A 26,332-nucleotide genomic window follows, 5' to 3' on the forward strand; every position below is an offset into this window, starting at 1 on the left:
CACGTTACGCTCCCCCAGCGCACGACCGGCGCGAACGGCAGGGTGGGGGACGCGGGGAACATGACTGAGCAGCAGATCGCCGATGTGGCGGAGGGTGTGAGGCCTCCCGAGAAGGCCTCTAGCGTGTGGGGACAGGTCCTGGCGGCACTGGTGGTGGTCGGGGGGCTCGCCGCTCTGCTGTTGTCAGGGACCTTTCAGCAGAAGACCGCTGATCCCGAGCCCGCCGAGTGCCACACATCGGACGACGCCCGGCCGTCGAAGCCCGTCTCGGGGGTGCAGTTGTGCACGGCGCTGAACCGGGCGGACCTGCCCACACTGCTCGGCACGCCGACCGAGTACGCCATGAACGCCAGCGGCAACGAGAGCGTGGGCAAGTGGGCCGACGGCACCAAGACCGTCACACCCGAGGCCGAAATCCAGCTCTCCACCTACTCCGTGAAGCTCTCGACGTCCGACGACGACATCCCTGTGGCCGAGATGGCCCGCTTCTTGGGGAGGTCGGCGCAGAACAGGACGGTGGGCGGGCACCCGGCGGTCCTCTACTCGGACCGGACCATCGCCCTCAAGTTCAACCTCGGTGGGGGCAAGGTGGACACCGGTCCCGGCGGCATCGCCCGCAACCTGCTCGTCGCCAAGGACATCAAGGACGGCGGCGGCTTCTACGAGGTCTCCATATGGCGTCAGGACGACGTCCTGCCCGATGACCTCGCGTTGTTCCGCGTCGCCGAGACGGTGCTGCCGACGGTCCCGGGCTGGACCGCCGGCTGACGCGTCACGCCCGGCCCATGCTCCGGGTGAACGTCGCGGGGTCGCCCTCGAAGCCGCTGATCTCGGGGTGGAAGTCCCAGGTGCCGTCTTCCTGGCGCACGAACTCCGCGACCTTCGCAGCCGTGGCGCCGAGGACGCCGCCGAAGTCGTCCTCGGCCAGGACCGTGTAGCCCTCTCGTATGCGCAGGCCCGGGTTGATCACGCCGACGAAGGTGCGGTGCGCGGAGCGCTGCTGGATGACGGTGCCGACGACCACGCGCGTGTACCGGGCGTCCAGCCGGTCGAGTTCGAGGGTCATGACCTCGTCCCAGCCGAAGCCCTTGCCGTCCTTGCTGTCCCGGTTGAGATAGATCGTGCCGTCGGGTGAACGGCTGTCGAAGTGCACCACATAGGCGGGATCACCGTACGGATCGCCCGCCACGTAGGTCGCCGCGACGATGTCCAGGTCGGTGGCCGACTGCCCCGCCGGACTCGGATCCCACTTGAGCGAGACCTCGACCTTGCGGATCCCCTTGTTGATGCCGCTCACCGGATTTCCCCTTCCCCCTGCGCCCGCGGCCCGAACTGCCGGTCAGGCAAGACCGGTTGTCCATCCTGCCACGCGCGTCTGACACTCGTGGGTCACCTGTGCCGTCGAGCGTGACCGGCGCCACGCCCCGTGGCCTTACCATGGCGCGGTGCTGGTCAAGTGGATTCGCTGCACCGTGGTGGACCGCCGCGGGTTCGAGCGGGGGCAGCGAAAGTGGGCGGGGCTTCTGGGAGAGCCGGGGTTTCGGGGACAGGGCGGAGGCTGGAGCCGGGGGCGGCAGGGTGTGGCGCACATCTTCTCCTTCTGGGAGAGCCGTTCCTTCTACGACTCCTTCATGGCGCGTTCCCACGACCGGCTCGCGGCGGCCCAGTCAGGCACGTTCAAGGACATCCAGGTCAAGCTGTTCGACTACCGCTTCGACGTGAAGACAGGCTTCGAGCCCCGCTTCACCGACGCCGATCTGGTGCGGTTCGCCCACTGCCGCGTCCATGAAGAGCGCGCGGAGCACTTCACCCTGATGCAGGAGAAGGTCTGGAATCCGGCGATGGCCGGCTCGCCCGGCATGATCCGCGGCCTGTTCGGCGAGGCTCCGGGCAACGAGTTCCTCGTGCTCTCGATGTGGCGGTCGGCCGCAGAGCACGGCAAGTACCGCACCGAAAGGGTGGAACGACTCGCCCTGAGGGCGCAGACCGAGGCAGATGTCGCCGCCCTCACCGGCGACATCCTGGACCTCGAACCGGCCTGGACGGTTTGAGATCCGGACTCACCGAACGTGCGCCTCCGCGTGGCCGAGGGTGCGGGAAATGTGTGACCTACGCTGTATGGAGCCTGTACGAGTGCTCGATACGCCCTCACCCGATCTAGGGTCTTGGCATGGCACGACCACGGAGAATCGTCCTTGTCCGACACGGGGAGTCAACGGGCAATGTTGATGACACCGTGTACGAGCGCGAGCCCGACCACGCCCTCGCCCTGACGGAACGGGGCTGGCGGCAGGCGGAGGAGACCGGCAAAAGGCTGCGAGAGGTACTGGGCCGCGAACGCGTCAGCGTCTACGTCTCTCCGTACCGCCGTACGCACGAGACCCTTCGCGCCTTCCATCTGGACCCCGAGCTCATACGGGTGCGCGAGGAACCCCGGCTCCGGGAGCAGGACTGGGGAAACTGGCAGGACCGCGACGACGTACGCCTCCAGAAGGCGTACCGCGACGCCTACGGGCACTTCTTCTACCGGTTCGCCCAGGGCGAGTCCGGGGCCGACGTGTACGACCGGGTCGGCGGCTTCCTGGAAAGCCTGTTCCGCAGCTTCGAGGCGCCCGACCATCCGCCTAACGTCCTGATCGTGACGCACGGCCTGGCCATGCGGCTGTTCTGCATGCGCTGGTTCCACTGGACGGTCGCCGAGTTCGAGTCCCTGTCGAATCCGGGGAACGCGGAGATGCGGATGCTCGTTCTCGGGGACGACGGCAAGTACGCCCTCGACCGGCCCTTCAACCGCTGGAGAGAGCCGGAGCCGTACGGGATCACCGATTAGAGTGGCAGACCGATGACCGCTGACTCCTCACCCGACGGCCGCCTGCACCGTGCCCTGGCCAGTCTGCGGGGCCTGGCCGTGGGAGACGCGCTGGGATCGCAGTTCTTCGTGCCGGTGAACTACCCGCTGCTGAAGAACCGCGAGCTGCCGCCCGGCGACTGGCAGTGGACGGACGACACCGAGATGGCCTGCTCGGTCGTGGCCGTCCTGGCGGCCCACCACCGCGTCGACCAGGACGCCCTGGCCCAGTCCTTCGCCACCCACCACGACTTCGACCGGGGCTACGGGCCCGCCGTCAACCGGTTGCTGCGGCTGGTCCGCGAGGGCGGTGACTGGCGTGAGCTCGCCGCGGCCCTCTTCAACGGGCAGGGTTCCTGGGGCAACGGCGCCGCGATGCGTATCCCACCCCTCGGAGCCTTCTACGCTGACGATCCGGAGCAGGCGACCCACCAGGCGGAGATCTCGGCGTACCCCACGCACCAGCACCGGGAGGCAGTCGTCGGTGCCATGGCCGTCGCCGCGGCCGCCGCGCTGGCCGCCGCCCCCGGCGGTCCTCCCAGCCCCGGTGCGCTCCTGGACGGGGTCATCGCGCTGGTCCCGAAGAGTGCCGTCGGCGCGGGGCTGCGGCGGGCCCGCGACATGCTCGACTACGGCGACGCTTCCACCGTGGCGGCCGTGCTGGGCTGCGGGCGCCGTACGACCGCCCACGACACCGTTCCGTTCGCCCTCTGGTCCGCCGCCCGGTCCCTGGGCGACTTCGAAGAGGCGTTCTGGACGACCGCCCAGGTCGGTGGTGACGTGGACACGACCTGCGCCATCGTGGGAGGTGTGATCGCCGGGGGCAAGGCCGGGACGCCGCCTGCCGAGTGGGTGCAACGGACCGAGGCGTTTCCGGAGTGGCTGCGGGTGTCGGAGTAGAAGACCCGTACCGGACCGCCGATCACATCGTCGAAACTCTCTGTGCATGTCGGGAACTCTGCGTAACCATGCGCTCGTTGTCATGGCAGATTGCGTGCGACGGATGGGCCGGTGCGCGCAGAAGGCACGCGGGAGGGGCGGGGTGTGGTGATGGGGTGGTTGCCGCTGTTCCCTCTGCTGTGCGCGGTCCTGCTGGTTCGGATGGCCGGACCGTCGTCCTCGCGGTCGATCCGCCGGATCCGGTCCGGCCATCCGCGGCTCATCGAGAGCCCGGCTCCGTCAGCCGAGGCCCGGACCCGCCGTGCCGGCGAGTGCCTCCAGGTCGCTCTTGCGGACCTTGATCACCAGCCAGGCGCTGATGAGGGCGAGCACGGCTATCGAGGCGGCCGCCACGAACCCGGACGAGATGCCCTGGGCAAGCACCTCGTGTCCCCAAGGGGCGGGGAGCTGGTGCGTCTTGGCGAACTCCGCCTTCTGCTCCGCCGAACCGTCGGCCATGAAGTGCGGCAGTTGCTTCTCCGCCTCGTCCTTGCTTGCCGACCCGAACACCGTCGTCAGGATGGACAGACCGAGCGAACCACCCACCTGCTGCGTGGTGTTGAGCAGCCCGGAGGCCGCGCCGGCCTCATGTTGGGCGACGCCCGAGACCGCGGTGATCGTCAGTGTCACGAAGTTCAGGCCCATGCCGAAGCCGAAGATCAGCATCGGGCCGAGAACTCCACCCACGTAAGTGCTGTCGGAGTTGATGAGGGCCTGCCAGGCGAGTCCCGTCACGGCGAGTGCCGAACCCGTGAGCATGAACGGCTTGGGGCCGAGCACCGGCAGGAACCGCTGCGACAGGCCCGCGCCCAGCGCGATGACGACCGTCACGGGCAGGAAGGCGAGACCGGCCTCGATCGGGGTGTAGTCCAGGACGTTCTGGACGAAGAGCACGATGTAGAAGAACATGCCGAACATCGCGGCGGCCAGGCTCAGCATGATCACGTACGTGCCCGAGCGGTTGCGGTCGGCGAACATCCGCAGGGGAGTGATCGGCTCCTTGGCGCGCGACTCGATGAACGCGAAGGCGAGCAGGAGCAGCACGGCCGCACCGAAGGAACCGATGGTCAGGTTGTCCCGCCAGCCCTGGTCGGCGGCGCGGATGAAGCCGTAGACCAGCAGGGCCATACCTCCCGTGGAGGTCAGGGCGCCCGCGATGTCGAAGCGGCCGCTGTGCCGTTCGGACTCGCTGATGTACAGCGGGGTGAGTACGGCGATCAGCACACCGATCGGCACGTTCACGAAGAGCACCCAGCGCCAGTCGAGCCACTCGGTGAGCATGCCTCCCGCCAGGAGGCCTATGGCGCCACCGCCCGCGGAGACGGCGGCGAAGACACCGAAGGCACGGTTCCGCTCCGGCCCCTCGGGGAACGTGGTGGTGATCAGTGCCAGCGAGGTCGGCGACGCGATCGCGCCACCCACGCCCTGCAGAACACGGGCGGCCAGCAGTTGCCAGGGTTCCTGGGCGAGACCGCCGAGCAACGAGGCGAAGGTGAACAGCAGGATGCCGGTCATGAAGACCCGGCGGCGGCCGAGGATGTCACCGGCGCGGCCGCCCAGAAGCAGCAGGCCGCCGAAGGTGAGCGTGTAGGCGCTGACGACCCATGTGAGGTCGGTGGTGCTGAACTTGAGAGCGTCTTGAATGTGCGGCAGCGCGATGTTCACAATCGTCGCGTCCAGTACCACCATGAGTTGGCAGGCCGCGATGACGGCGAGCGCGATTCCGGGACGTCCTTCCCGGCGGGCCGCACCTGGTTTCTGATCCTTGATCAACTGAGAGGTTGTCACTATGGGTCCCCCACAAGCGCGTTAGTGAACGGTCGCGTTCACTGTTGCGTCAACGGTAGTGAGTCCCCAGTAGTGAACGCAAGCGTTCACTTAACTTTGTTGGCGCGCGGCGTGTCCCCCTGTGTCGCCGCGCGGTGTTCCGTCCCTCCCCGCATTCCCCGCTTCCTTGTTCGCTGGAGACATTCAGATGGTTACCTCGCGCTGGACGGCCGCTCCCGCTCAGACGGCCTCCCTCCGTCGGCGCGGCGCCGTGCTGGAGCGTGCGATTCTCGACGCCGCTCTGGAGCAGCTCAGTACGGTCGGCTGGAACGGCCTCACGATGGAAGGTGTCGCCGCCGGAGCCCAGACCGGCAAGGCCGCGGTCTACCGCCGCTGGCCGTCCAAGGAGGACCTCGTCGCGGACGCCCTCCGGGCCGGACTGCCGCGTTTCGAGGAGGCCCCGGATCTCGGCGGGGTGCGCGAGGATCTGCTCCACCTGTGCCGCCAAGCGCGCGAGGCGATGTTCTCCCGCCCCGGCTTCGCGTTGCGTTCTGTCATTCACGAATGCGATCAGGCTCAGGCGGAGCGCTTCCATGCCGTGATCTTCAACGGGGTGGTGGAGCCGAGCGTCAAGCTGCTTCGTGAGATCATCACCCGTGGAATGGAGCGGGGTGAGGTGCGTCCCGACGCGGCGAACGACTATGTCTTCGACGCCATCCCCGCCATGATGATGTATCGCTCCAAGATGCGCGGTAGTGAATGGGGCGACCAGGATCTCGAAGAGATGATCGACCAGTTCGTGATGCCGCTGCTGCGGTCGAGCGGGCCGTGAGTGCTCTTCGTGGGCGTCCCGGCACCGTCCGGGGAAACCGGGGTGTCGCAGGGTGATCCGAGCGGCGTACGCTAAGGGCGCCATGCCGTACGAACCGCCTACTCACACCGTCGAGCGCTCTCTTCGTGCCACGACCGGAGCGAAGATCATCGCAGGTGTCGACGAGGTGGGGCGAGGTGCCTGGGCCGGCCCGGTCACCGTCTGCGCGGCGGTCACCGGACTGCGCCGACCGCCCCAAGGCCTCACCGACTCCAAGCTGCTCAGCGTCAAGCGCCGCACCGAACTCGCAGAAGAACTGCGGACATGGGTGACGTCGTACGCCCTGGGGCACGCGTCTCCGGAAGAGATCGATCACATGGGGATGACGGCCGCCCTGCGGATCGCCGCCGTGCGTGCCCTCGAGGCACTCCCGGTCCGGCCGGACGCGGTGATCCTCGACGGGAAGCATGACTATCTCGGGACGCCCTGGAAGGTCCGGACCGTGATCAAGGGCGACCAATCCTGTGTGGCGGTCGCCGCGGCCTCGGTGATCGCCAAGGTTCAGCGCGACAAAATGATGGCCGAACTGGGTATCGACCATGCAGACTTCGGTTTCGCGGCCAACGCCGGGTATCCCTCACCCGTGCACAAGGCCGCGCTGGAGGTTAGGGGCCCCACCCCGTACCACCGGTTGTCATGGGCGTATCTTGATGCGCTGCCCCAGTGGCGGCACCTCAAGAAAGCCCGTAGCTGGGCGGAGGGAAGCGTTCCGGGAATCGAGGGCCAGCTCGGCTTCGATTTCTGACGATTCCGCTCGCACTGATGTGCCACCCGCTGACGCGAGCCGCACCAACGTTTGATAAAAATCAGCCCATGCCTCTCATTCCCGAGGAGCCTCAGATTCACGAGAGTGCCCAGGGTCCCCGCGCCACTCCGGCCAGCGGCCGCATCGCGCCGACCCCCCGTCCCGTACCCGGTCCACGCCCCGTGGCTCCGCCGCGCCCCGGTCGTCCAGGCCCCCGGCCCGGGCCGCCGGTGCAGCGGATGCCGCACGACGTGGCCGTGGCCAAGCCCGCAGTGCCGGGCCCTGCCGCCCCTGTCACCTCCGCCCCGAGTCCGGTCCCGGCTTCGGCGGCGCCGCAGATCCAGCTCATCCCGGCCTCGGCCGCCGGTGCGCTCGACGCCGCCGAGGAAGCGGTGGATCTCCTGCTGGAGTCGGGCCGTGCCCCCGGTGAAGTGCTGGTGATCACCACCGGCGAACAGCATCCGTGGGCCGCCCATGAGCTGTCCTTCGGCGAAGCCGCCTACTGGGCCCAGCACGACGCCGGTGACGACGTGTTCTACGCGGATGCCACCGCGGCCTCGCGTGCCGTGTCCCGTCCGGTGGTCGTGGTCGCCGTCAACGGCGGTTCCGCCGCGGCTGTCGCCGAGGCCCTGCCTCTGGCTCACTCCCGAGCCGGTGCCTTGCTGATCGTCTGCGGCGACCCGCAGCAGATCAACTCGCTGCTGAGCGCCGGGGTCTGAGCCGGTTTCGGTGATCCGGAGGGACGCCGGGGGGTGAGGAAAGGTGCCGCCTGTGCGGCACCTGCACGGAGAGTCCCTCGGCGTGCCCGCGTCTGTGCGGACGCGCGGTCCGGACTTCACCCGCCGTGTCGGCTCGAGGAGCGTCTGTGCCCGGCGCCACCACGCAGGGGCCGTCCGCCACCGACGTGTGTGCCGCGTCGGAGCCGTGCGTCACCGTCACGCCAGGGGTTGTACGTCACCCACGTACCAGGGGCGTGTGTCGCGTCGGAGGTCGTGCGTCACTGTCACGCCAGGTTGTACGTCACCCACGTACCAGGGCCGTGTGTCGCGTCGGAGGTCGTGCGTCACCGTCACGCCAGGGGCCGTACGTCACCGACGTACGGCCGAGCGACGGTGCTTGTTACGGACGAGCGCGGCTTCAGCGAGCCGCCGCGCGACGCAGGACCTCCGAGGCGGCGCCACCGGTGCGGGGCAGCAGGGGCGGTGATTCCGACGTGGCGAAGGGTTCCGGCGCGGAGTCCGCGTTCGGTCGGCGTCCGCCGCGTCCCTCGCCGAGCACCTGCCATCCGTCGCGTGTCAGCGTGATGTACGCCCCGCAGCGCAGCCCGTGCAGGGTGCAGGCGTCACGCAAGCCCCACATCCACGCGCCGTCCTCCTCCGTCCAACGCGCGTCGCCCTCACGGCAGTAGAGCAGCACGGCGGTGCGCACGGGGGTGCGGCGCCGCAGGTCGTGCGGGATCACCCGGCGCAACTGGGCAAGCAGCGTGTTCCGGAACATCCAGCCGTCGGCCGGTGCCGGGCGACGCGTGAACGAGGCGCTCGCCCGCAGCCGTTCGTCCGGGTCGAGGACCGCCACGATCGCGGTCGCCGGTTTGGGACGGTGCCGCGAGTGCAGACCGCTGACGACCTCGCGCGGGTTGCGCAGCAGGGGGATGCCGGCCTCGGCCCACTCGGCGGGTTCGAGCAGACGGGCCATAGGGTTGGCGGATGCGGCGGACAGGTCGGCTGACGACGTGGACGCCGCGGAGGACGGAGCGAATCCGAAGGTCACGGTCCTCCCTTCGGCTACGCGCCCATACGGCGGGCGGGGTCGGATTCGGGGGAGTGCGCACACCGCAGCAGAGCCCTGCCGGTCAACGGACGAGGCCGTGCGGGGAGCGGACCTCAATTCTTCCTGTCGAACTTGGTTGCGGCAACGAGCAATTGGGCTCGCCGACCCGAATCAGATGGTTCGTGGCTTATATCCCTACCCAGTGTTTTGCCGGGCGACGCCTGGGACCTCCGAGCGCGCCAAATGTCGGCCTGTACCGGGGGCGGGTCTGGAATGCTGTCGCCTCCGGTGCCTGCTCAGCCGCGTACGGCCAGTACCAGAGGCAACACCCCCTGTGCTCCTGACCGCAACAGCAGCCGGGCGGCGACGGCGAGGGTCCAGCCGGTCTCGGTCATGTCGTCGACGAGCAGTACGGGACCTGCGGCCGTCTGCAGGGCTTCCTGCAGAGGCGGAGGCACGATGAGCGCCCCGTGCAGGGCCCGCAGTCGCTGAGCGCTGTTGGAGCGGGGCAGGGAGAGGTCGTCGGAGTGGTCCGTGTACGCGAGGGACCCCAGCAATGGGAGGCGTCCGACGGCGGAGATCCGGCTGCCCAGCGAGTGGACCAACTGGGGCCTGCTGCGCGAGGGAACGGTCACCACCCCGACAGGGCGGGCTGGAGCGTCCGGGGCGCTGGAGGCCCAGCCGTCGGGTGACTTGGCCCAGTCGGCCAAGACGGTCACGACGGCGTTGGCCACGTCGTCGGGGGCGGGAGCGTCCGGATTCTGGGGCGCCAGCAGCGGCCGGAGTCGGTTGCCCCAGCCGATGTCCGACAGCCGCCCGAGGGCCCGGCCCGGCATGGCCTGTTCGCCGGGCGGAATACGCCCCTTCAGGTCGACACCGATGGCCGGGAGGCCCGTGGGCCACATGCGGCGGGGCTCCACCACGACACCCGCGCGGGAGAGCGAGCCGCCCGCGGTTTCCAGGGCGCCAGGGGAGATGTCGGCGGTGAAACGGGGCCCGGCGCAGTTGTCGCAGCGACCGCAGGGAGCCGCCTGCTCGTCGTCCAGCTGCCGCCTCAGAAACTCCATACGGCAGCTCGTGGTGGTGGCGTAGTCACGCATGGCCTGCTGCTCGGTGGCGCGCTGCTTGGCGACCCAGGCGTAGCGCTCGGAGTCGTACGACCAGGGCGCACCGGTGGCGATCCAGCCGCCCTTGACCCGGTGGACCGCGCCGTCCACGTCCAGCACCTTGAGCATGATCTCCAGGCGGGTGCGGTTCAGCTCCACCAGCGGTTCGAGCGCGGGCAGCGACAGCGGCCGGTCCGCGCGGGCGAGGGCGTCCAGAGTGCGTCGTACGGCCTCTTCGGGCGGGAACGCGACGGAGGCGAAGTAGGACCAGATCGCCTCGTCCTCGCGGCCGGGCAGGAGCAGTACCTCGGCGTGCTCGACTCCTCGTCCGGCGCGGCCGACCTGCTGGTAGTAGGCGATGGGGGAGGAGGGCGAGCCGACGTGGACGACGAAACCGAGGTCGGGCTTGTCGAACCCCATGCCCAGCGCGGAGGTGGCCACCAGTGCCTTGACCTTGTTCGCGAGGAGGGCTTCCTCGGCCTGCTGGCGTTCGGCGTTCTCCGTCTTTCCCGTGTACGAGGCGACGGTGTGGCCGCACTGCCGCAGAAAAGCGGTGATCTCCTCGGCGGCGGCCACCGTCAGCGTGTAGATGATCCCGGAGCCCGGCAGGTCGTCCAGATGATCGGCGAGCCAGGCCAGCCGGTGGGCGGCGTCGGGCAGTTGGAGCACTCCGAGGCTCAGGCTCTCGCGGTCGAGCGGACCGCGCAGCACCAGTGCGTCCGAGCCGGTGCCGGTGCCCAACTGCTCCGCCACGTCAGCAGTGACCCGGGCGTTGGCCGTGGCGGTGGTGGCCAGCACCGGCACGCCGGGAGGCAGGTCGATGAGCATGGTGCGCAGCCTGCGGTAGTCGGGGCGGAAGTCGTGGCCCCAGTCGGAGATGCAGTGCGCCTCGTCGACGACGAGGAGGCCGGTGGTGGCGGACAGTTCGGGCAGGACGTTGTCGCGGAAGTCCGGGTTGTTGAGCCGCTCGGGGCTCACGAGCAGCACGTCCACCGTGCCCGCGGCGACCTCGGAGCGGATGGTCTCCCACTCCTCGGGGTTCGAGGAGTTGATGGTCCGGGCGTGGATGCCGGCTCGGGCGGCGGCCTCGACCTGGTTGCGCATGAGCGCGAGCAGCGGAGAGACGATCACGGTCGGCCCGGCGCCGCGCTCGCGCAGCAGGGCCGTCGCCACGAAGTACACCGCGGACTTGCCCCATCCGGTGCGCTGGACAACCAGAGCCCGGCGCTTGTCGGCGACCAGTGCCTCGATCGCCCGCCACTGGTCCTCGCGCAGCCGCGCCGACCCGGTGCTGTCCCCGACGAGCCGGACGAGGATTCCGTCGGCAGCCTCGCGCAGCTCCGTCTTGCTCATGTGCGTCATGCCCCCATACAACAGGACGCCTCCGACAAGGGGGCGGCCTGGCGGTCCGGCTGTGGACGAGGGAACAGAGCTTGTCGTGACCCTGATCGGACTTATCCACAGGTCTAAACGGAACGTCGAAATCCGCGAGATCGTCTGGGCATGACGAACCACAGCGAAACGACGGGACCCGCCGCAAACGGCAACAACCGCGGACGGAACGGCAGCGGACGGACCGGCGACGGTCGGGACAGCGACGGACGGGTCGGCGAGGGGCGGAGCAGCAGCGGTCGGGACAGCGGCGGACGGATCGGCGAAGGGCGGAGCAGCAGCGGTCGGGACAGCGACCAGCGGAACGGCGAAGGGCGGAGCAGCTGCGGACGGAACGGCGGCGGACGGAGTAAGGACGGGCGGGGCAGCGACGGGCGGGGCAGCGACGGCTCGGGCCTCGGCGACCGGGTCGGATTCGACGCGCATGGCGCCGAACACCAGGTCACCCTGCGGACCCCGGGCGAACTGGCCGACGCCTTGCCCTACCTGCTCGGATACCGGCCCGAGGACAGCATCGTTCTGGTCGCCCTGCACGACAGGGGCGGCCGCGGCCGGTTCGGTGGGCGGGCCCGGCTGGGCATCCCCGCGAACAAGGACGACTGGCCGGCCGTGGCCCGGCAGCTGGCCCACGGACTGATCACCGGCAGCGAGCGCAGGGGCGGCCGTCCCGAGCAGATGGTCGCCTATCTCTGCCAGGAACCCGGACAGGGTGAGACGGGCAGGCAGATCACGGAGCGGCTCGCCCCGCTCGCCGGGCTGCTGCGCACGGAGTGCGGCCGACTCGACGTTCCCGTGATCGAGGCGTTGTGCATTTCCGACAGTCGCTACTGGTCGTACTGCTGTCCGAGCGAGGAATGCTGTCCCGCGGAGGGACTCCCCATGGGTCTGCCCGGCACATCGGTGCTCGCCGCCGCGGCCACGTACGCCGGACTGCAGGTGCGCGGCACACTACGCGAGCTGCGGGCCAGGCTGCAGCCCTGGGAGACCGCGGCCGTGCTGGAGCAGGAGGTCGCCCTGGACACAGCGGGCATGGCCATGGTCCCCAGGATGCTCGACGAGGCGAGCCGGGCCGTCGTGGCTGAGGAGACGCTGCGCCTGGCCAGGCGCACCATGACACGCTTCGCCGAGGCAGCGCCCGTATCGGGCCCTCTCCAGGCCGACCTGCGCGACGACGAACTGCTCGGGCACGACGACGCGGCGCAACTCATCCTCGGTCTGCAGGACCGCACCACCCGGGACCGCGCGGCCGAGTGGATGGAGGCGGAGGAGGCCGGACCGGCCCTGCGTCTGTGGCGCGCGTTGGCTCGCCGGTGCGTCGGACCCTACGGCGAGCACGCGGCAGCCCCGCTCACCCTCGCCGGCTGGGTTGCCTGGTCCGCGGGTGACGAGATCGAGGCCAGGGAGGCGCTGGCCATGGCCCTGGGCGCAGATCCCAGCTACCTCTTCGCCCGGCTCCTGCACCAGGCCTGCAACGAGGGACTCGACCCAGAATCCATCCGCCGCTGCCTGCGCGCGGAACGCGAGGGGCGAGAGGGGCGCGAGGGGCGCGATCCATGCGTGCGGTCGGAGGCCGTTCGGTCCGGCGACGCGAAGGCGACCGAGGCCATGACGCGGCCGAACCCGCCCTGCTCTGAAGGGAGTCAGGCGTCGTCCCCTCCCGGTTCCGACGGAGTCATGGAGCTGCCCGGCAACCCCTTGGCCGTGCTTCCGCCCCGTGCTGAAGGCGTTCTGCCGACGGGCCCGTCCGGCACCGAAGACGCACTGTCGCCTTGCACGCCCGGCACCGAAGAGGCGGCGCTGCCGCCGTGCCCGTCCGGTGCAGACGCGCTTGTGCCGACGAGGCCGCCCACCACGACTTCCCGCCGACGCAAGCGCGTGCGTCCCGGTGCCCGCGCCTATTCCCGCCCGCAACTCGAGAATGAGGCGGGACGACAGCCCTGCGCCGAGGAAACCCGCCCACGCTCCCGGTCTGCCCGCGGTACGCGCCCCGGTGCCGTCCGCCGTACCACTGGTAAGGACGACGCACGCCGACTCGAGGGCACGCGGCCCGTGGACGGTCCCGCCGAGGAGGAGGGATGAGTGACCGCTGGAAGCGGGTCGCGCGCAGGTGGTCACACCTGTGCCGCCGGGTGGCGGCTTCAGGCCGCCATTCGGTCGGCTTCAGGGCCCGTGGGCGTGACCCTGAACAGGCCCCTCCCGTTCACCTGAGTGGCGGAACCCCCTACCGGACCGCACCGCCGCACCGCCCATGCCCTTCAGGAGCCCCACACCGGGCACCGAAGCCGCCCGAGCCGCGAACAGCGCAGAGGAAGCGTCCCTTGCATCAGCCGACTCCGCCCTCCACCGACGACGGCCGCCCCGCCCTCGGCGCGCCGACGACGGGCTGGAGAGGCACCGCCGGTCTGCCGCCGCGAGCCGCGGACTCCGGGATGTCTGAACCGAGGTTTCCGAGAGGCACCCAGCAGACCACGACGGCGGCGGAACAGGGCCGGAACCCGACCCCATATCAGGGCCGGAACCCGACCCCGCAACAGGACCGGAAGGACACCACTCCCTCGCTGACCCGGGACCGTCAGCCGTCTCCGCCGACAGAGCCCCTACGCCGCCCGTCCACACCGACGAGACAGGGTTGGACTCCGCCCACTACGGCAAGCCGCCCTTCCCCCCCACCCTCACCCGCCCCGTCCGGGGCGCCGCCACAGAACTCCTTCTCGGCTCCCCGAAGCCCAGCCGAACTGCCCCCGGCACACTCCGTCATCATCTGTGTGGCGCTTCCTGGCCTCGCCATCTCCACGGATCAGGGGCAGTTGACGGGGCAGGGGCTGGAGGGCTTCTACCGGGCGGGCCGACGTGTGCTCTCCCGGTGTCAGATCCGTGTCGCCGGCCGAGAGCCACTCGCGGTCCAGGCTCGGCCGACCGCGGCGGACAGCGCACGCTTCGTGGCCACCGCGCGTGTCTCCCAAGGCGCAGGCCCGGACCCTGACCTCGTCGTGGAGCGCACCCGCCACGCGGACGGGACCGAACGCATCATGCTGCACAGCGCCGCAGCTCGACCACTGCGACTGCCTGTGGAGGTGGCACTCGGTACTGACCTGGCGGATCTGGGTGCGATCGCGTCGGGCCGAGCGGGACTCGAGCTGCCCGCGATCGTCCACGACTCCGGCCTGCGCTGGTCCTGCGCGGCCGGCGGAGCGTCGGTCACGGCCGACCCACCACCCACCGACGCGCTCGCGTCGGCAGGCCTGCTGCGCTGGGAGTTTGACCTACCCCCCGGAGGCACGGTCGGCCTGGAGCTGCGCGTGCGTCCGGAGGGAGCGGGCCCGGTCCGGCCTGTGGGGCGCGCGGCGACCAGCCCTCTGGCACCCGCCCGCGCCACGGGAGACCACTCCGCGGTTCAGCCGCTCCTGAGCACGAGCATCGACGATCTCCAGTCCCTGCTGCTGCGCGACCCGGCACACCCCACCGACACCCATCTCGCGGCCGGAGCCCCCTGGCGCTGCGGCCTGGCCCCGGCCGACGCACTGGTAGCGGCCCGCATGGCACTGCCGCTCGGCACCCGGCTCGCCGCGGGGACGCTTCACACCCTCGCGCGCACCCAACTCCGTGGACAGACAGCGCAGTCCGGCATGATCCCCGGCCCGCGCCGGGATGCGGGCGCACACCTTCCAGCCGGTTGTACGGGTACTGAGGCGACCCTGCTCTTCCCCACCCTCCTCGCGGAGGCCTTCCGGTGGGGGCTCTCGCCACAGGAGACGGAAGAACTGCTCCCGGCAGCCGAGCGATGCCTGCGCTGGTTGCGGGCAACCGTGGGGGACGGGACGTATCTGTGCGACCCACAGCCCGGCGGTCCCGTCCGCTGCGAGACGCAGGCACATGCGCATCGCGCGGCCGTCCTCGGTGCCGAGCTGCTCGACGCGTTCGACAGACCCGGTGGGATTGCTCTGCGGCAGTGGGCCCGCGAACTGCGCACGGCCTTCCGTGAGGACTTCTGGGTCGAGGACCGCAGCGGTGGCCGGCCGGCGGCGGCGCGAGCCCCCGACGGACGTCTCGTGCCGCACCTCGGCGCCGCCGCTGTCCATCTCCTCGACACCGGATTGCTGGGCGGCGGGGAACAGGCACCCGGCCTGCTCGACAGGGTGCAGATCGAGCAGCTCGCCCGGCTGCTCGGAAGCCCGGGCATGGACTCGGGCTGGGGGCTGCGTGGACTGGGCACGAAAGAGGGGGGCTACAACCCGTTCGGCCACCGCACTGGTGCCGTAAGAGTCCAGGATACGGCGATCGCAGTCGCGGGCCTGTCGTCCGCCGGGTACGAGAAGGAGGCCGCCTCGCTCCTGCGCGGTCTGCTGGCAGCCGCTGAGACCTTCGGCCACCGGTTGCCCGAGATGTACGCGGGTGAACAACGCACCGACGGGAGCGCGCCCCTTCCTCACCCGGCGGCCTGTCGTCCGGCGGCCACGGCGGCGGCGGCCGGAGTCCTGCTCCTGAGCACCCTGGCAGGCATCCGTCCCGACGTCCCGGCGGGGACGGTCATACTGCGCCCCGTGCGCAGCGCGCCTCTCGGCGAGATCGGTCTGACCGGACTCAGGATCGCCGGGGCCCCGTTCTCGGTACGGGTCAGCAGACTCGGGCTCGCCATGGTCGAGGAGGCCGCCGAAGGGCTGCAACTGAGGTCGTGACCTCGAACGACACCCCCTTCGGCAACGGTGGGCGGGGGAGCCGGGACCCGTTCAGGTGGCAGTGGCTCGACCACCGATACGACCGACGAATGGAGTGTTTATCGTCAGGCAGACGACTATGATCGCCGCATGCCCTACGACCCGTCAGCCTTTCCGCCGTTCGCCGTCACCGTGGACCTGGTCGTACTGACCGTGCGCCGTCACGCCCTGTGCGCGCTCGCGGTACGCAGGGGCGAGCCGCCGTTCCAGGGACGCTGGGCACTTCCCGGCGGTTTCGTGCGGGCTGATGAGGACCTGGCGCAGGCCGCCGCCCGCGAGCTGGCCGAGGAGACGGGGCTGCGCGCCCATGACCCGGCCGTCCCCGTCCAGGACAACGGAGCACACCTGGAGCAGCTCGCGACCTACGGCGACCCCAAGCGTGACCCCCGCATGCGGGTGGTGAGCGTCGCCCACCTCGCTCTCGCCCCCGACCTGCCCGCCCCCCGGGCAGGCGGTGACGCCAGCAACGCGCGCTGGGCGCCCGTCGAAGAGCTGTTGCAGCAGGGCGGCTACGTCCGGGACGGTGAACCGGTCGCGCCGCTCGCCTTCGACCACGCGCAGATCCTTTCGGACGGAGTGGAGCGCGCTCGCTCGAAGATCGAGTACTCGTCGCTGGCCACCGCGTTCTGCCCTCCCGAGTTCACCGTAGGAGAGCTGCGCCGGGTCTACGAGGCCGTGTGGGGCGTGGCACTGGACCCGCGCAACTTCCACCGCAAGGTGACGGGCACACCGGGCTTCCTGGTCCCGACCGGTGGGACGACCACACGACAGGGCGGCCGCCCCGCCCAGCTCTTCCGGGCCGGCGGCGCCACTCTTCTCAACCCTCCGATGTTGCGCCCCGAGGTGTGACGCCCTCAAAATCGGGACATAACGCGCTATCTTGCTACGGGTGATCCAGGCGTTCGGACTGACCAGCAATTCCCGCAAGGACCTCCCGCCCGCGGTCGACGACGTGTCCTTCGAAGCCCGTGCGGGCCGCGTCACCGCGCTTCTCGGAGCGACGGGTGCGGGCAAGACGACAGCGCTCAGACTGATGCTCGAACTCCAACAGGGCCGTGGGCTCACCTACTTCAGAGGCCGCCCGCTGCATCGCATCGCGCACCCCTCGCGCGAGGTCGGCGTACTCATGGGTGAGGTGCACGGCCATCCCGCACGCACGGTCCGCGGCCATCTGCGCATGCTGTGTGCCGCGGCAGGCGTCCCGGTCCGGCGTGCCGACGAAGTGCTCGAAGTGGTGGGCCTGGTCAGCTTGCGCGATGAGCGGCTCGGCACCCTGTCGCGTGGCATGGATCGCCGCCTGGGGCTGGCATGCGCGCTGTTGCCGGACCCGCACACACTCGTGCTGGACGATCCCGCCGACGGGCTCTCCGTGCGTGAGAGTCACTGGCTGCACGGCATGCTGCGAGCGCACGCCACCCAGGGCGGCACCGTCCTGTTCACCACGTCCGAGCCCAAAGAGGCCGCACGCGCCGCAGATCACGTCGTCACGCTCGAGCAAGGCAGGCTCGTTGCGGACCAGGCGGCCAAGGAGTTCGCCCGCACCAGACTCCGCCCCCGTGTCGCCGTCCGCACCCCGCATGCCGCCCGCCTCGCCGCCGTGCTCTCCAAGGAGGCCCGCACGGCTCACCGCTCCGTCGAAGTCGTCCGGGAAGGCGGCAACCGGCTGTCCGTGTATGGCAGTACGTGTGCCGACGTCGGCGAGACGGCATTCCGGCACGGCATCCTGGTCCACCAACTCGCCGACGAGATCGGGGACATGGGGCCCGGCGCGGGGCTGTTCCCAGGGGAGGCTGCTGAAGCGATCAAAGGTGCGCGGGTGGCCCTCGTCGGCTCGGAGTCCGTCGATCTTCCTCGTAAGGGGGCTGTCGAGAGGGCCGGAGCGGCATCGCGGGGCGACCAAGCGCTCGACGGTCTCGTCTCGAAGGGCGGCCAGGCGCATGACGGCTCCGGGTCGCAGAGTGACCATGCGCACGACGGCCTCCCACCGCGGACCGGCCATGCGCACGACGGCCTCCCACCGCGGACCGGCCATGCGCACGACGGGCTCCCATTGCGGACCGGCTCGCGCATGCGCGGTGATGTGGTGGTGCCCGACATGCACGGTGACATGGTGGCGGCTGAGGGGCAGAGCCCGCACGGCGGTCAAGTGGCACATGGCAGTCCGGACATCCACAACAGCCCAGCTGGGGGACGCGGTGACGACGCTCCGACTCCCGCCACCGTCTCCAGGGCCCCCTCCCCCCTACCCCCCCTCCCACCCCCCATCTCCGTCAGGTCCGCCCCCAGCCCCTTGCGCCCCCTGCGCTACGAACTGCGGCGCGCGGCGGGGATCGGGGCCGGTTTCCTCACCGCCGCGGCCGTCCTCGTGACGTCCGCCCTCACCGCCGTACTCCTGGCGCGAGTCGGTCACACTCCGCAGGCACGTCTGCTGGCCGCTTGGCCGAGAGAGCTGCCGTTGCCCCCGGCCGCCCTCGGGGCCGGACTGCTCGGCGCGCTCGCTTTCGGCGATGAGTTCCGCCACCCCGCACTGGCCGTGGACCGCGGCACCGTCCCCCGCCGACTGGGGCTGCTCACCGCGAAACTCGTGGTCACAGCCGTCACCGCGCTGGGGCTGGCTTTGCTCACGGTGGGCTGCGACGCCGAAGTGCTCTATCTCGTCTACGGACGGGAGCTCACGGAAGTTCCCGCGGACTGGTTGTCGCTGGGTGCGAGTTGGGTCGGGCTCGTCGTGGGGTGCGCCTGGGCCGGTGTCCTGGCGGCCGGCCTCTTCCGTTCCACCACGGCCGGGCTCGCCGCGGTGGTCGCAGTGCCCCTTCTCGTCCTACCCCTCCTGCAAAAAGCGTTGGAAGGGGCGTCCGTGAGGGCGGCGGCGGGTCTACCCGCGCGGCTGCGCGAGGTCTTCCTGCTGCAGTGGCCCTTCGGCGGAGAGCGCTATCTCGCCGGAGTGGTGCGTGTGATCTCCCAACCCGTGGGCGGGGCGCTGACGTTGTCGCTGACCGCTCTGCTGTGCGCATATCTGCTCACCACCCTGCGGAGCAGGGCCCGATGACAACCGCTCGTGCGCTTCCGGTCCCGACCTGCGCACAACTTCCCGATGAAAGCGCATTTGTTTCCGATAAGGCGTCAATTGCGACGGGATGAGCGATCACCCTTTCGTGTGCTTTTCACCAAAGACCTCAAGGGAGTTGGGGGCGGCGCCGACAAAGGATCCGTGAGTACCCTTGCGCACACCATGATGACCGCCGCCCGCTCCGCCGACTCCGGTCTGGCCGGCCCGGGCGATCTCGACCGCTACCCCTACGCCGAGGCCCCCGCCGCAGGCCGAGTCGGAGCCCCCGTCTGGGACGGCTCGGACCCGGAGCTGGGCCGCGTGGGCCGACGGGCCGGGGGCAGCCGCGGGCGCGGACTGCACGGCCAACTCGTCCAGCAGCTCGGCCAGATGATCGTCTCCGGAGACCTGGGAGCCGACCGGCCGCTGGTCCCCGAGGAGATCGGCCAGCGTTTCGAGGTCTCCCGCACCGTCGTCCGTGAGTCACTCCGTGTCCTGGAGGCCAAGGGCCTGGTCAGTGCCCGCCCGAACGTCGGCACGCGCGTGCGTCCCGTCAGCGACTGGAACCTGCTGGACCCGGACATCATCGAATGGCGAGCTTTCGGACCGCAGCGCGACGATCAGCGCCGTGAGCTCAGCGAGCTGCGCTGGACGATCGAGCCGCTCGCCGCGCGCCTGGCCGCGGGACACGGTCGGGAGGACGTCCAGCAGCGCCTCGGAGACATGGTCGAGATCATGGGGCACGCCATGAGCCAGGGTGACGCGCTCACCTTCTCCCGCGCCGACGCCGAGTTCCACTCCCTGCTCATCCAGCTCGCGGGCAACCGCATGCTGGAGCATCTCTCCGGGATCGTCTCGGCCGCCCTCCAGGTGTCCGGCGGCCCGGTCACCGGCTGTGACCGGCCGAACGAATCGTCGTTGGCGCACCACGGCCGGATCGTCGACGCTCTCGCCACCGGCGATGCCGCGGCCGCCGAAGCGGCCATGCGGCAACTGCTCACCGTCCATCCCGAGGTGGAGCGTGTGGTGCCGGCGCCGCGCGAACACTGACCGCGCGCCGCGGGCGGTGCGGTCGAGGATGTCCTTCCCCTCCTGCGGCACCGTTCGGCCGCCGAACCGCCCCCGTCGGACCCCGCAGGATCTCCAGGGATCCTGCGGGGTCCGACGGTGCCGCGTGGTGACAGGTGCCCTTCGCGGTCCGGGCGGGCGGGTGACCTTGTATGTCCATGTCTGACCGTTTTTGCTTGCTTACGGGGTGTGACTCGGGCCACGCAGATTGGGCGTAACGCTCGCGGGAGCAGCGCGATGACCTAAGAGGTGACAGCCGCGGAGGGAATACGGACGCCGTTTCAGGCGCTGTGCATCTTCCCGGCCCCCCGCCCGCGCCGTCGGCCACTCCCAGGCCGGTGGTCGGCTCCGGTCCGTTGTGGACGGGGCCGGAAGCCGTTTCCAACGTTCCGAGAGGTTGTTCGTGTCGGCCAGCACATCCCGTACGCTCCCGCCGGAGATCGCCGAGTCCGTCTCTGTCATGGCTCTCATTGAGCGGGGAAAGGCTGAGGGGCAGATCGCCGGCGATGACGTGCGTCGGGCCTTCGAAGCTGACCAGATTCCGGCCACTCAGTGGAAGAACGTACTGCGCAGCCTCAACCAGATCCTCGAGGAAGAGGGTGTGACGCTGATGGTCAGTGCCGCGGAGCCCAAGCGCACCCGAAAGAGCGTCGCAGCGAAGAGTCCGGCCAAGCGCACCGCCACCAAGACGGTCGCGGCGAAGACGGTGACCACGAAGAAGGCCACCGCCACCGCCACCCCGGCGGCTCCCGCCGCTGAGCCCGCAGTCGAGGGCGAGGCGCCCACGAAGCCCGCCGCGAAGAAGGCCGTCGCCACCAAGAAGGCGGCCGCGAAGAAGACCGTCGCCACTAAGAAGACGGCGGCGGCCAAGAAGACGACCGCCAAGAAGGACGACGCCGAGGCCATCGAGGAAGAGGTCCTCGAAGAGATCAAGCCCGGCGAAGAGGAAGAGGAGGGGGCCGAGAACAAGGGCTTCGTCCTCTCCGACGACGACGAGGACGACGCCCCGGCCCAGCAGGTCGCCGTGGCCGGTGCCACCGCCGACCCGGTCAAGGACTACCTCAAGCAGATCGGCAAGGTCCCGCTGCTCAACGCCGAGCAGGAGGTCGAGCTCGCCAAACGCATCGAGGCCGGTCTGTTCGCCGAGGACAAGCTCGCCAACGCCGACAAGCTCGCCCCCAAGCTCAAGCGTGAGCTCGAGATCATCGCCGAGGACGGCCGCCGCGCCAAGAACCACCTCCTGGAGGCCAACCTCCGTCTGGTGGTCTCCCTGGCCAAGCGCTACACCGGTCGCGGCATGCTCTTCCTGGACCTCATCCAGGAGGGCAACCTCGGTCTGATCCGCGCGGTCGAGAAGTTCGACTACACCAAGGGCTACAAGTTCTCGACGTACGCCACCTGGTGGATCCGTCAGGCGATCACGCGCGCCATGGCCGACCAGGCCCGCACCATCCGTATCCCGGTGCACATGGTCGAGGTCATCAACAAGCTCGCGCGCGTGCAGCGCCAGATGCTCCAGGACCTGGGCCGCGAGCCCACCCCGGAGGAGCTGGCCAAGGAACTCGACATGACCCCCGAGAAGGTCATCGAGGTTCAGAAGTACGGCCGCGAGCCCATTTCGCTGCACACCCCGCTCGGCGAGGACGGCGACAGCGAGTTCGGTGACCTCATCGAGGACTCCGAGGCCGTCGTCCCGGCCGACGCGGTCAGCTTCACGCTCCTCCAGGAGCAACTGCACTCCGTCCTGGACACCCTGTCCGAGCGCGAGGCGGGCGTCGTCTCCATGCGCTTCGGCCTCACCGACGGTCAGCCGAAGACCCTCGACGAGATCGGCAAGGTGTACGGCGTCACGCGCGAGCGCATCCGCCAGATCGAGTCGAAGACCATGTCGAAGCTGCGTCACCCCTCGCGTTCGCAGGTGCTGCGCGACTACCTCGACTAGGTCGTAGTCGTACGACACCGAAGGCCCGGTCCCATTCAGGAACCGGGCCTTCGTGCTGCGCGCGCAGGCGCCCTGCATGACTCTGGGTTTCCGATCACCACCCGGAGTGAGGAGCATGCATGCGTCATCCCATTGCCCGGGCGCTGGCCCGGCCGCTGGTTCTGGCGGCCGTGGCGGCGGCCATACCGCTGGCGTCGGCCGCCCCCGTGGCCGCAGACAGCATCGTCGTCGGGGGATTCCCGGTCGATGTCTCCAAGGCGCCCTGGACGGTGGCCCTGTCCAGCCGTGACCGGTTCGGAGGTACGCGCGCCGGGCAGTTCTGCGGCGGTGTCGCCGTCGACCGGACCACGGTGCTCACCGCGGCTCACTGCATGGGCGAGGACGTCCTCGGGGCCCCGCCCGAGCAAGTGAGCGACTTCCGTGTCATCACGGGCCGTACGGATCTGCTCTCGGCCCAGGGCAAGGAGATCGCCCTACGTGAGGCCTGGGTGAATCCTGACTACGACCCGCAGAGCAACGCCGGGGACTTCGCGGTCCTCACCCTGGCCGAGCCGCTGCCGCAGAACGCGGTCATCGCCATGGCGGGCGCGGGCGACGCCGCGTACGAGCCGGGAACCGGAGCCACGGTGTACGGCTGGGGTGACGTCACGGGCGGCGGCGACTACGCACGCAGTCTGCGGGCGGCAAGCGTGCACGTATTGGCGGACGCGGACTGCGGCAAGGCCTATCCGGGCGGCGCCGACGGCACCTTCCGGGCCGACAGCATGCTGTGCGCCGGGGAGGACTGGGGTGGCCGTGACGCCTGTCAGGGAGACAGCGGCGGGCCGCTGGTCGCCCGGGGGAAGCTGATCGGGCTGGTGTCCTGGGGGAGCGGCTGTGGGCGAGCGGGCCGACCGGGTGTGTATGCCCGTGTGTCCGATGTCATGCGGACGCTGGACCGGGACGGTCGCAACGCGGTCGGCGGAGGCCGAAGGACCGCGTGACGGCGCCTGAGAGCGCTGAGCGACCTCACAGAGTCAAGAGCAAGGGCGGCTGCCCCTGGGGACAGGGGCAGCCGCCCTTGTGCCGGCCTATGCCGGAGCTGGCTCGTCGTCGACGCGAAGTGTCAGCGCTCTTCTTCTGCGACGGATGCGGGAACGGCCGTGAGCCGCTCCGTCTCGTCCTGTATCTCAGCGGCGATCTTCTTGAGTTCCGGCTCGAACTTGCGACCGTGGTGGGCGCAGAAGAGCAGCTCTCCGCCGCTGAGCAGGACGACGCGCACGTACGCCTGGGCGCCGCAGCGGTCGCAGCGGTCAGCGGCCGTCAGCGGGCTCGCGGGGGTCAGAACAGTAGTCACGTCGCCTCTTCTCTAGCTCGACGAGCTGTCGTACCAGGGTCAACATCCAACCAGCCCCAAAACGTTCCCGCTCGAGGCTTCTCCCAGAGAGAAATTTTCCGGACGGCTGGCTGCTGCCGGTTTGGCGGCGAATGTGCCGTATTGCGTGTCTGTGTGTCTTACGGGTTCGCGCTGTCGGTCAAGGTCTGTCCTCCCGGCTGGGTTGCCGGTTGTTCATGAGGACGTGCCCGGAGCCTAAATGGTTCATGCCCCCAAGGGAACGTGATATGTACTTCACCCCATCGAGGGATCGAACAGGTATGCGACTCTGGACTACTCTGTGTTTCCGCACGAGGGTGGCGTTACAACGGCTCTACCAGGCCTCGGTACCCTCATGGCGGCTACCGAAGCCGCGCCCTTACCCACAAGGGCCCCATCTGAAATTCAGCGAGGAGCGAACCGCGTGACCGCCGAGACGTCCGTGCCGTCCACAGCTCTGCTGGCAGGAGCAGACCGGGACGGTTCCAACTACACCGCGCGGCACCTGCTCGTCCTCGAGGGGCTCGAGGCCGTACGCAAGCGCCCGGGTATGTACATCGGATCGACCGACAGCCGTGGCCTGATGCACTGCCTGTGGGAGATCATCGACAACTCCGTCGACGAGGCCCTGGGCGGGTACTGCGACCACATCGAGGTGATCCTCCACGACGACGCCTCCGTGGAGGTCCGGGACAACGGCCGGGGCATCCCGGTCGACGTCGAGCCCAAGACGGGCCTGTCCGGCGTCGAGGTCGTCATGACCAAGCTGCACGCAGGCGGTAAGTTCGGCGGCGGCTCCTACGCCGCCTCCGGCGGCCTGCACGGCGTGGGCGCCTCCGTGGTGAACGCCCTGTCCGCGCGGCTGGACGTCGAGGTGGACCGCGCCGGCAACACCCACGCGATCAGCTTCCGGCGCGGCGTGCCGGGTGCCTTCGCGGGCAACGGCCCCGACGCCAAGTTCGAGGCCGCGAGCGGCCTGCGCAAGGCCAAGCGGATCCCCAAGACCCGGACCGGCACGCGCGTGCGGTACTGGGCCGACCGGCAGATTTTCCTCAAGGACGCCAAGCTCTCCCTGGAGAACCTCCACCAGCGGGCCCGCCAGACCGCGTTCCTGGTGCCCGGCCTGACCATCGTCGTCCGTGACGAGTACGGCCTGGGCGAGGGTGGCAGCAAGGGCGAGGAGTCGTTCCGCTTCGACGGCGGAATCAGCGAGTTCTGCGAGTACCTGGCCACCGACAAGCCGGTCAACGACGTCCTCCGCTTCTCCGGCCAGGGCACCTTCAAGGAGACCGTTCCGGTCCTCGACGAGCACGGCCAGATGACGCCCACCGAGGTCACCCGCGAACTCGGCGTGGATGTCGCGATGCGCTGGGGGACCGGCTACGACACGACCCTGAGGTCGTTCGTCAACATCATCGCCACGCCCAAGGGCGGCACTCATGTCGCCGGCTTCGAGCAGGCCGTCGCCAAGACGATGAACGAGGTGCTGCGAGCCAAGAAGCTGCTGCGTGTCGCCGAGGACGACATCGTCAAGGACGACGCCCTGGAGGGGCTGACCGCGGTCGTCACCGTGCGCCTCGCCGAGCCGCAGTTCGAGGGCCAGACCAAGGAGGTCCTCGGCACCTCGGCGGCCCGCCGCATCGTGAACACCGTGATCTCCAAGGAGCTCAAGGCGTTCCTGACGTCCACGAAGCGGGACGCCGCGGCCCAGGCCCGGGTCGTCATGGAGAAGGCGGTCGCAGCGGCACGCACGCGTATCGCGGCCCGCCAGCACAAGGACGCACAGCGCCGCAAGACGGCTCTGGAGTCCTCCTCGCTGCCCGCCAAGCTCGCCGACTGCCGCAGCGACGACGTGGACCGCAGCGAACTGTTCATCGTCGAGGGCGACTCCGCGCTCGGTACCGCGAAGCTCGCCCGGAACTCCGAGTTCCAGGCGCTGCTGCCCATCCGGGGCAAGATCCTCAACGTCCAGAAGTCGTCCGTCACCGACATGCTCAAGAACGTCGAGTGCGGTGCGATCATCCAGGTCATAGGAGCGGGGTCCGGCCGGACCTTCGACATCGACGCGGCCCGCTACGGCAAGATCATCATGATGACCGACGCCGACGTCGACGGCTCTCACATCCGGTGCCTGCTGCTGACCCTGTTCCAGCGCTACATGCGCCCCATGGTCGAGGCGGGCCGGGTGTTCGCGGCGGTGCCGCCGCTGCACCGCATCGAGCTCGTCCAGCCGAAGAAGGGGCAGGACAAGTACGTCTACACGTACTCGGACCGGGAGCTGCGCGAGACGCTCCTGGAGTTCCAGAGCAAGGGGGTCCGGTACAAGGACTCCATCCAGCGGTACAAGGGTCTCGGCGAGATGGACGCCGACCAGTTGGCCGAGACGACGATGGATCCGCGGCACCGGACTCTGCGACGGATCAACCTCGCCGATCTCGAGGCCGCCGAGCAGGTCTTCGATCTGCTGATGGGCAACGACGTGGCGCCGCGGAAGGAGTTCATCTCGGGCTCAGCGGCGACGCTGGACCGGTCGCGCATCGACGCGTAGCGCTGGGCTGAGCCCAGGCGAAGGGCTTGGTCGGCCTGGGCTTGAGGCCTCCGTGTGGAGATGTGTTGAATCTTCACCGCACGGAGGCCTTCGTGTTCCGTCACCCCCACCCGTCACCCCACCCGCCGAGCCCGGCTGGCCGTTACGGCTGACCGTTCACAGCAGGCAGCAGGCAGCAGGCAGCAGGCAGCAGGCGGCAGGCAGCAGACGGCAGAAGC

20 protein-coding genes are annotated in these 26,332 nt (G+C 69.8%); 15 read left to right on the plus strand and 5 right to left on the minus strand.

Translation table 11 applies throughout. The annotated features are described in order from the left end of the window. Nucleotides 1-60: 60 nt before the first annotated feature. Nucleotides 61-768 (plus strand): DUF6215 domain-containing protein, encoded by a 708-nt coding sequence (locus ABZ098_RS29330; RefSeq protein ID WP_356596182.1) that lies wholly within the window; start codon nt 61-63, stop codon nt 766-768. A gap of 4 nt (nt 769-772) precedes the next feature. Here ABZ098_RS29330 and ABZ098_RS29335 read toward each other — a convergent pair whose 3' ends face one another. Then, on the minus strand, nt 773-1,297 hold the full coding sequence (locus tag ABZ098_RS29335; RefSeq protein WP_356596184.1) for a TerD family protein: 525 nt from the start codon (nt 1,295-1,297) through the stop codon (nt 773-775). A gap of 148 nt (nt 1,298-1,445) precedes the next feature. On the opposite strand from ABZ098_RS29335, the gene ABZ098_RS29340 reads away from it, so the two are divergent. The 3 genes from ABZ098_RS29340 to ABZ098_RS29350 all read left to right on the plus strand — a co-directional run bounded on the left by ABZ098_RS29340 (nt 1,446) and on the right by ABZ098_RS29350 (nt 3,748). Further along, nucleotides 1,446-2,051 (plus strand): YdbC family protein, encoded by a 606-nt coding sequence (locus ABZ098_RS29340; protein ID WP_351990707.1) that lies wholly within the window; start codon nt 1,446-1,448, stop codon nt 2,049-2,051. 119 nt (nt 2,052-2,170) lie between these two features. Beyond that, on the plus strand, nt 2,171-2,830 hold the full coding sequence (locus ABZ098_RS29345) for a histidine phosphatase family protein (protein WP_356596186.1): 660 nt from the start codon (nt 2,171-2,173) through the stop codon (nt 2,828-2,830). A gap of 12 nt (nt 2,831-2,842) precedes the next feature. Beyond that, a complete protein-coding gene (locus ABZ098_RS29350) occupies nt 2,843-3,748 on the plus strand; it encodes an ADP-ribosylglycohydrolase family protein (RefSeq protein ID WP_356596188.1) in 906 nt (301 codons plus the stop codon). Nucleotides 3,749-4,027: 279 nt separating this feature from the next. On the opposite strand, the gene ABZ098_RS29355 is transcribed toward ABZ098_RS29350, so the two are convergent. Beyond that, on the minus strand, nt 4,028-5,575 hold the full coding sequence (locus ABZ098_RS29355) for an MFS transporter (protein WP_356596190.1): 1,548 nt from the start codon (nt 5,573-5,575) through the stop codon (nt 4,028-4,030). Nucleotides 5,576-5,762: 187 nt separating this feature from the next. Between ABZ098_RS29355 and ABZ098_RS29360 the strand changes: the two genes are divergently transcribed. The 3 genes from ABZ098_RS29360 to ABZ098_RS29370 all read left to right on the plus strand — a co-directional run bounded on the left by ABZ098_RS29360 (nt 5,763) and on the right by ABZ098_RS29370 (nt 7,889). Continuing rightward, complete coding sequence (locus ABZ098_RS29360; RefSeq protein WP_356596192.1) at nt 5,763-6,386, plus strand: TetR/AcrR family transcriptional regulator; 624 nt, start codon at nt 5,763-5,765, stop codon at nt 6,384-6,386. Nucleotides 6,387-6,468: 82 nt separating this feature from the next. Beyond that, entirely contained in the window at nt 6,469-7,170 is a 702-nt protein-coding gene (locus ABZ098_RS29365) for a ribonuclease HII (protein WP_356596194.1), read from the plus strand. Nucleotides 7,171-7,238: 68 nt separating this feature from the next. Beyond that, nucleotides 7,239-7,889, plus strand: coding sequence for a hypothetical protein (locus tag ABZ098_RS29370; protein ID WP_356596196.1), 651 nt, complete (start codon nt 7,239-7,241; stop codon nt 7,887-7,889). A 418-nt stretch (nt 7,890-8,307) separates the two neighbouring features. Here the strand turns inward: ABZ098_RS29370 and ABZ098_RS29375 are convergent, their stop codons facing one another. Beyond that, nucleotides 8,308-8,940 (minus strand): hypothetical protein, encoded by a 633-nt coding sequence (locus ABZ098_RS29375; RefSeq protein ID WP_356596198.1) that lies wholly within the window; start codon nt 8,938-8,940, stop codon nt 8,308-8,310. Between the two features lie 296 nt (nt 8,941-9,236). Next, the gene (locus tag ABZ098_RS29380) at nt 9,237-11,408 is read right to left on the minus strand and encodes a RecQ family ATP-dependent DNA helicase (protein WP_356596200.1); all 2,172 of its coding nucleotides are present in this window, start codon (nt 11,406-11,408) and stop codon (nt 9,237-9,239) included. A 141-nt stretch (nt 11,409-11,549) separates the two neighbouring features. Here ABZ098_RS29380 and ABZ098_RS29385 point away from each other — a divergent pair, with 141 nt between their 5' ends. The 7 genes from ABZ098_RS29385 to ABZ098_RS29415 all read left to right on the plus strand — a co-directional run bounded on the left by ABZ098_RS29385 (nt 11,550) and on the right by ABZ098_RS29415 (nt 23,195). Continuing rightward, nucleotides 11,550-13,517, plus strand: coding sequence for a DUF4192 family protein (locus ABZ098_RS29385; protein ID WP_356596202.1), 1,968 nt, complete (start codon nt 11,550-11,552; stop codon nt 13,515-13,517). 686 nt (nt 13,518-14,203) lie between these two features. After that, nucleotides 14,204-16,114 (plus strand): glycogen debranching N-terminal domain-containing protein, encoded by a 1,911-nt coding sequence (locus ABZ098_RS29390; RefSeq protein WP_356596204.1) that lies wholly within the window; start codon nt 14,204-14,206, stop codon nt 16,112-16,114. A 129-nt stretch (nt 16,115-16,243) separates the two neighbouring features. After that, a complete protein-coding gene (locus ABZ098_RS29395; protein WP_356596206.1) occupies nt 16,244-17,002 on the plus strand; it encodes an NUDIX hydrolase in 759 nt (252 codons plus the stop codon). Between the two features lie 40 nt (nt 17,003-17,042). After that, on the plus strand, nt 17,043-19,202 hold the full coding sequence (locus ABZ098_RS29400; protein WP_356596208.1) for an ABC transporter ATP-binding protein: 2,160 nt from the start codon (nt 17,043-17,045) through the stop codon (nt 19,200-19,202). Between the two features lie 162 nt (nt 19,203-19,364). Beyond that, complete coding sequence (locus ABZ098_RS29405; protein WP_356596210.1) at nt 19,365-20,252, plus strand: FCD domain-containing protein; 888 nt, start codon at nt 19,365-19,367, stop codon at nt 20,250-20,252. A gap of 421 nt (nt 20,253-20,673) precedes the next feature. Beyond that, entirely contained in the window at nt 20,674-22,212 is a 1,539-nt protein-coding gene (locus ABZ098_RS29410; protein ID WP_356596212.1) for an RNA polymerase sigma factor, read from the plus strand. Between the two features lie 119 nt (nt 22,213-22,331). After that, on the plus strand, nt 22,332-23,195 hold the full coding sequence (locus ABZ098_RS29415; protein WP_356596214.1) for a serine protease: 864 nt from the start codon (nt 22,332-22,334) through the stop codon (nt 23,193-23,195). A 122-nt stretch (nt 23,196-23,317) separates the two neighbouring features. Here ABZ098_RS29415 and ABZ098_RS29420 read toward each other — a convergent pair whose 3' ends face one another. Beyond that, nucleotides 23,318-23,548, minus strand: coding sequence for a hypothetical protein (locus ABZ098_RS29420; RefSeq protein ID WP_125189096.1), 231 nt, complete (start codon nt 23,546-23,548; stop codon nt 23,318-23,320). A gap of 442 nt (nt 23,549-23,990) precedes the next feature. Between ABZ098_RS29420 and ABZ098_RS29425 the strand changes: the two genes are divergently transcribed. After that, complete coding sequence (locus ABZ098_RS29425; RefSeq protein ID WP_356596216.1) at nt 23,991-26,114, plus strand: DNA topoisomerase IV subunit B; 2,124 nt, start codon at nt 23,991-23,993, stop codon at nt 26,112-26,114. Nucleotides 26,115-26,332: the final 218 nt, after the last annotated feature.

Origin of the sequence: Streptomyces sp. NPDC006335 (assembly GCF_040612795.1) — a bacterium.
Lineage (GTDB): Bacteria > Actinomycetota > Actinomycetes > Streptomycetales > Streptomycetaceae > Streptomyces.